The organism is Enterobacter sp. ZOR0014 (genome assembly GCF_000798855.1).
Taxonomy (GTDB): Bacteria; Pseudomonadota; Gammaproteobacteria; order Enterobacterales; family Enterobacteriaceae; genus Enterobacter; species Enterobacter kobei.
The window spans coordinates 1-6,162 of sequence record NZ_JTLF01000044.1 but is presented as its reverse complement, the minus strand read 5'-3'; the positions used below and the strand labels follow the sequence as shown (position 1 = coordinate 6,162).

Below are 6,162 nucleotides of genomic sequence, written 5' to 3'. Positions count from 1 at the left end.
GACGTGGCCTCCGGTGCTTGCACCGGGGGCCATTTTTTTAGCCGCCACGTCAGTAACAAGGCAATTATCACCAGACCCGCTGCGGCAAGATAAATCACCGGTACCCCTGCCCAGGCCATCACCAGCCCCGCCAGCGGCCCGGTAATGCCTAACGACATATCCATAAATACCGTATAGGTCGCCAGCGCCGCTCCCTGGTTCTGCTGCGGCACTGCTTTCACCGCCACCACGCCCAGCGCCGGGAAGACCAGCGAGAAACCGGCCCCCGCAAGGAAGACGCCCATTTTCGCCATCCAGGGTGCACTGGCGATACCGGTCAACAGCAGCCCGACTATCTCGACCGCAAAGCAGATCATCGCCACATTCAGCCCACCCAGACGGTTGATGCCGTTCGGGAAAAGCAGGCGCGCGCCAACAAACGCCACGCTAAAGAGGGTTAACGCAAAGGCCGCGCCCTCCCAGCCTTTGGCGTCATAGAACAGGGTAATGAAGGTCGCAATGACGCCGAAGCCGGTCGTCGCCAGGGCCAGTGCCATACCGTACGGCCATACACGGCCCAGCACAGCCCGAAACGGCAGTGGCTTGCCCTTGCTGGCCTTTACTTTCGGGCGCGGCAGGGCAAACAGAATCGCCAGAAGCGCGACCACCATAATGGTGATGGCGAGCCCATAGAGCCCGCCAAAGGCATAACAGGCCACGCCGAGCGGTGCACCAAGCGCCATCGCGCCGTAGGTGACAATTCCGTTCCAGGAGATCACCCGGCCAATATGTGATGCGCCGACAACGCCCACGCCCCACAGCGTGGAGCCGGTTCCCGCCAGACTTTGCCCAATACCGAGGATGACGCGGCCCAGGCAGAGGAGCGTCAGACTGACCAGCGGCCAGGCGCTGGTTGTGGCCGCCAGCAGGTAGCTCAGGCCACTGAGGAAACAGCCGCACAACCCCACCACGACGATGCTTTTTGGTCCGAACATGTCCGCGTAGCGCCCGGCATGCGGCCGGCTTAACAGCGTGGCGAAATACTGCAGGCTAATCACCAGCCCCGCCCAGAATGCGCTAAACCCCATTACGTCATGGACATAGCCCGGCAAGACCGCCAGCGGCAGACCAATGGTCAGATAACTGGCAAAGTTGAAAATGACGACGGAAACAATACGCAGATTGAGGCGCAATCCGCTCAGCGCCGGTTCAGCGGCAGGTTCGGGCATGGAGTTAGACCTGAATTTTTTGCAACAGTGTTTCACTATTACCACGACGCCATCAGAAAATCAGCCCCGACTTTCAGATTATCGGTGCCAGACGAAGCGGAAGCCAGGCACTACACTTAATGCGTCATCTTACTAAGGAACGCGCATGATCTCCCCCCAGCCCGATAAAGCAGGACTCCACATTTTATTAAAACTCGCCTGTCTGGTGGTTATCCTCGCGGGTATTCATGCTGCCGCTGACATTATCGTCCAGCTTCTGCTGGCACTCTTTTTTGCCATTGTTCTCAATCCGCTGGTGACCTGGTTTTTACGCCGGGGCGTTAGCCGCCCGGTGGCCATCACTATTGTGGTGATTGTAATGCTGATTGGCCTGACGGCACTCTTCGGCGTACTGGCCGCATCGCTGAGCGAATTCTCCACCATGCTGCCGCAGTACAATAAAGAGCTGACGCGCAAAATCATCGCCCTGCAGGAGATGATGCCCTTTCTTAATCTGCATATCTCGCCAGAACGGATGCTGCGCAGGATGGATTCAGAGAAAGTCATGACCTACGCCACCACGCTGATGACCGGTCTTTCCGGCGCGATGGCCAGCATTTTGCTGCTGGTCATGACGGTGGTGTTCATGCTGTTCGAAGTCCGTCATGTGCCCTACAAGCTGCGTTTTGCATTAAATAACCCGCAAATCCATATTGCCGGTTTACACCGCGCGCTGAAGGGCGTGTCCAAATATCTGGCGCTGAAAACGCTGTTGAGCGTATGGACCGGGATCATTGTCTGGCTGGGACTGATGCTGATGGGCGTCCAGTTCGCCCTGATGTGGGGGGTGCTGGCATTTCTGCTGAACTACGTTCCCAACATTGGCGCCGTGCTCTCCGCCGTGCCGCCGATGATTCAGGCGTTTCTGTTTAATGGATTTTATGAATGTATGCTGGTCGGCGCGCTGTTCCTCGTTGTGCATATGGTGCTGGGGAATATTCTCGAGCCGCGCATGATGGGGCACAGGCTGGGCATGTCGACGCTGGTGGTATTTTTATCCTTACTGATTTGGGGATGGCTGCTGGGCCCGGTTGGGATGCTGCTGTCGGTTCCGCTGACCAGCGTATGTAAAATCTGGATGGAGACTACCAAAGGGGGCAGCAAGCTGGCGATCCTGCTGGGGCCGGGACGACCCAAAAGCCGGTTGCCGGGCTAAGCCGCTGGTCGGGTTAGCCATTATCGGGGACAATAGATTATAGTAATGGTTTCGCCGCGCAACTTTGCGACTCTCTGTTTGACTGAAGGCCAGACGTTATATGTACCAGGTTTTTCTGGGAAAAATCTCCTCGCTGAGCACCAACCGCTGGGCTCAAGCGCTCTCCCGACACGCGCCCGAAGGCGCCCATCGCGCGCGCTGGCTCGCTGGACGCGGGTTGCTTTCGCGTCTGTTGGCGCCGACGCCACTCCCGGAGATTATCCACAACGAACAGGGGAAACCCCTTTTTGCCGGCGACTATCCGCTGTGGTTCAGCCTTAGCCACTCGGGAGATGAGATTGCGTTAATTATCAGTGACGAAGGTGACGTGGGCTGTTCCCTGGAACGTATTCGCCCGCAGGATAACTGGCGCACGCTCGCCAATGCCGTCTTCAGCGGCGCCGAGCATGAAGAGCTGGAAAAGGAAACGCCAGAGCGCCAGCTTACGGCATTCTGGCGTATCTGGACGCGAAAGGAAGCGATCGTTAAACAGTGCGGCGGTCACGCCTGGCAAATGGTTAGCATTGACAGTACCGCCAGCGCGTTTCATTCAGTCAGCCACTGCCGCATAGACTCGCTGAGCCTTGCGGTCTGTACCGCAACACCCTTCGAACTCAGCGCCGGCCTGATCCATTCTGCTGACGACGTGCTGGCCTAAAAATCGTTAATACACCCAGCATAATAAACCCGACGCCCACCAGCCCGTGCCAGGAGAAGTGTTCCCCCCAGCCGGGCAGGACGATTGCCGCGGCCCACACCAGAATATAACTGAGGCTCAGCAAGGCATATGCTTTGCTGAGCGCCATGCGATGCAGCGCCAGATACCAGCAGCCCATAGAGGCCACATACCCCATCAACCCCAGCAGCAGCGCGCCCGTGCCGGATGAGAAGTGCCACAGCGCGGAGATAAGCGCCAGAACATCGCTGACCGGCGGCAGTGCCTGCATGGCATCGCGCAGCAAAAGCTGTGCGGCGCTGACTAACAGCACGCTGCATAACGCCCAGAATGCGCCTTTCACAGGCTTCCTCCCAGCACGATAATCCCAATGATGATAAACCCGACCCCCAGCCAGTGGTGCGCAGCAACGTGTTCGCGCCAGAATACTTTTGCCGCCAGCGTTACCCAGACAAAGTTGAGGCTCAGCATAGGATAGGCGACGCCAACAGGCAGGCGTTGCAGCACCACCAGCCAGACCAGCATTCCGCTACCCAGCGCCAGCCCTGCCAGACCAAGCCACAACATAATGTGCGCGCCGCGCCGCCCGGCTTTCGCCGGACGGGTGGCCTGTTTCTGGCATAACTGCCCCGCGCAGCTGAGCAAGCTTGCCAGTACCAGCCAGGTCCAGGTCATCACTTCGGCAGATACTCCAGCAAGGCAAACCGTCCCTGGATATAGAGATTGTCCGGCTGCGGTAAATTCGCCCGTGAGATATCGTCACGCTTTGACAGCAGAACCACCAGCGACACACGCCCCTGCTGACGATGCGTCGCCAGCCACTGCGCGAAGTCATCTTTGTCGACGTAACGATCTTTCACATCGGGATAATCCAGCCCGTAACGCAGTTCGCCGCTCTGACCAAACAGCGTAATGTCATTACGCTTCAGCTCCCACGCCAGACCCGCGGCCACGCCAACGTTATTGGCCAGCACAAATCGGCTTTCCTGAAGCGGCTCGCGCACGGTATCGACCAGCGACTGCGGCTGTTTGGAATCCACCACCAGGTTAGGAATGGCAAAACCAATCAGCAATGCCAGGCCTGCAGGACACAAGGCTGCCAGCCACCAGCGCTGCTGACTCTGTCTGAACGTAAACCAGCCCACCGCGGCCCAGAGGAGGAACGCCACCACTGCACAGAACACTTTGTACAGTTCGACCGGCGTCCAGACCGGATGCTTAGCCAGCCCCCATGGCGAGACCACCAGCGCCACAATCACGCCGATCACCCCAAACGCCAGGTTAATCCCACCGTTAATGCGCAACGCTCTCGCACCTTTTTCCGCCGCGAGGCAGGCATAGCGCGCCATCAGGATAGCCAGCGGGGCAAAACAGGGCAGGATGTAGGTCGGCAGTTTGCCTTTGGCGATGCTGAAGAACAGCAGCGGCATCACCACCCAGCCCAGCAGATAGAATCCTCCCCCCGCGCTTTGTCTGTCATTCCAGCCGAGACGAAACGCGCCCGGCAGCAGTGCCAGCCACGGCAGACTGCCCGCGAGCAGGAACGGCAGGTAATACCAGAATGGGGCTTTATGCTGGGCGTCGCTCTGGGCAAAACGCTGAATATGTTCAACCCAGAAGAAGTAACGCCAGAAATCAGGCTCCCGATGCGCAATCGCCAGCGCCCACGGCAGGACAATCAGCACGCAGCTCAGGATCGCGAGCCAGCCAAAAATCAGCACCTCTTTCCAGCGCTTCTGGACGATCACCCACGGCAGCACGCCAATCACCGGTACCGCCAGCGCCAGGAAGCCTTTGGTCATCACCCCCATCCCGCAGGCCAGCCCAAGCAGCACATAGCCACCCGCTTTTCCGGCCACGGTTTGGGCCTGCGAGGCCAGCCAGAAGCTGCACATCGCCGCCACCAGCCACAGGGTGATGATAGGATCCAGCACCGCATACGTGCCGATACCGTACACCAGGAACAGGGTCAGGAAGATAAGGCCGGAGAAAATGGCTACTCGCTTATCCCGCCAGAGACGCCAGGCCATCCAGATCACCAGCAGCGCCGTTAACCCGGTGGAGAATATCGCCCCGGCGCGTACGGCAAAGTTAGTGTGCCCGAACAGCAGTTGCCCGAGACTGTTGATCCAGTAGCCAGCAATCGGTTTTTCAAAGTAACGCAGCCCCAGAAAATGCGGGACGATCCAGTCACCCGATGCCAGCATTTCGCGGCTGATTTCCGCATAGCGCGTTTCGTCAGGCTGCCACAGCAGGCGGACATCGACAGGAATGAGGTAGTAAACGATAAACAGTGCGAGAAGCGCTAAGCCATAACGGGCTGTTTTCATGGGACCGGACTCACGGTGTGTTGATGGCCAAGCCAGCCTTCCCGGCCAGCCAGTTCATTACGGACAATTTTTCCCACAGGCAGGGTGCTGAGGTCGTCGGGCAGCAGCTCGCTCAACGGGCAGAATTCAATGCCCTCCTGAGCGGCCAGGGTCAGCAACGCATCGAAATCATGCTGATACGCAATCCCCTCTACTTCTGCATGGATGGTATACACCGGCGTCCCCGTATCGCGATGCATACGGTCCAGAATATAACGATTAAATTCTTCCGCCTTCACCTCGCGTCCGACCACTTCATCCCAGGTGGGAAGCGTGACCGGAATTTGCACCGTACCGTAGTGATTTTCGCCTAACAGCGGCAAAAACGGCCCGGTTCCGCGGCAATCGCTGTTGTAGCGAAACGCAAAGGCTTCTTTGGCCTTTACGACCCGTTGATCCGCACGCCATCCTGCCACGGCGGAACAGCGCACGGGCTGACCGGTGATGGCCTCCAGCTCCAGCATTCCACGCTCAATTTCACGGGAGAGACGCGGGATATCCCAGACGCCTGCCCACGCCTGCCAGGCGTGGTGATCCCAGGCATGCAGGCCGACCTCATGCTGCTGCGCCGCCTCACGGATAACCGCTTCGTTACCCGCGCCGATGCGTCTACCGGGCCAGGCGGTGCCGGCCAGCAGAATATCCCAGCCGTAGAGAGATGCTGCGCGCGAGCGC

At 58.8% G+C, this 6,162-nt stretch carries 7 protein-coding genes; 2 read left to right on the top strand and 5 right to left on the bottom strand.

The window, feature by feature from the left end; genetic code table 11:
• A partial coding sequence (locus L977_RS01700; RefSeq protein WP_047624457.1) for an MFS transporter occupies window positions 1–1,208 on the bottom strand: 1,208 nt, incomplete at its 3' end.
• A gap of 145 nt (window positions 1,209–1,353) precedes the next feature.
• Between L977_RS01700 and L977_RS01695 the strand changes: the two genes are divergently transcribed.
• Entirely contained in the window at window positions 1,354–2,403 is a 1,050-nt protein-coding gene (locus L977_RS01695) for an AI-2E family transporter (RefSeq protein WP_014885564.1), read from the top strand.
• A gap of 100 nt (window positions 2,404–2,503) precedes the next feature.
• Window positions 2,504–3,100, top strand: a complete 597-nt coding sequence (acpT, locus tag L977_RS01690; RefSeq protein ID WP_047624455.1) for a 4'-phosphopantetheinyl transferase AcpT — start codon at window positions 2,504–2,506, stop codon at window positions 3,098–3,100.
• Here the strand turns inward: acpT and arnF are convergent.
• The 4 genes from arnF to arnD form a co-directional block, all read right to left on the bottom strand.
• The gene (gene arnF / locus L977_RS01685) at window positions 3,057–3,461 is read right to left on the bottom strand and encodes a 4-amino-4-deoxy-L-arabinose-phosphoundecaprenol flippase subunit ArnF (protein WP_014885566.1); all 405 of its coding nucleotides are present in this window, start codon (window positions 3,459–3,461) and stop codon (window positions 3,057–3,059) included. The two genes, acpT and arnF, sit on opposite strands and share 44 nt — an antisense overlap.
• Window positions 3,458–3,793 carry a 4-amino-4-deoxy-L-arabinose-phosphoundecaprenol flippase subunit ArnE gene (gene arnE / locus L977_RS01680; RefSeq protein ID WP_014885567.1) on the bottom strand — a complete coding sequence of 112 codons (336 nt, stop codon included), beginning with the start codon at window positions 3,791–3,793 and terminating at the stop codon, window positions 3,458–3,460. The genes arnF and arnE overlap by 4 nt, the downstream gene beginning before the upstream one ends.
• Entirely contained in the window at window positions 3,793–5,448 is a 1,656-nt protein-coding gene (gene arnT, locus L977_RS01675) for a lipid IV(A) 4-amino-4-deoxy-L-arabinosyltransferase (protein ID WP_047624453.1), read from the bottom strand. Before arnT ends, arnE begins: the two co-directional genes overlap by 1 nt.
• A partial coding sequence (gene arnD, locus L977_RS01670; protein WP_047624452.1) for a 4-deoxy-4-formamido-L-arabinose-phosphoundecaprenol deformylase occupies window positions 5,445–6,162 on the bottom strand: 718 nt, incomplete at its 5' end. The genes arnD and arnT, both read right to left, overlap by 4 nt.

Coding starts and splice junctions, on each gene's coding strand:
- L977_RS01695 (WP_014885564.1), top strand. CDS start 1,354: ATGATCTCCCCCCAGCCCGATAAAGCAGGACTCCACATTTTATTAAAA.
- acpT (WP_047624455.1), top strand. CDS start 2,504: ATGTACCAGGTTTTTCTGGGAAAAATCTCCTCGCTGAGCACCAACCGC.
- arnE (WP_014885567.1), bottom strand. CDS start 3,793: ATGACCTGGACCTGGCTGGTACTGGCAAGCTTGCTCAGCTGCGCGGGG.
- arnT (WP_047624453.1), bottom strand. CDS start 5,448: ATGAAAACAGCCCGTTATGGCTTAGCGCTTCTCGCACTGTTTATCGTT.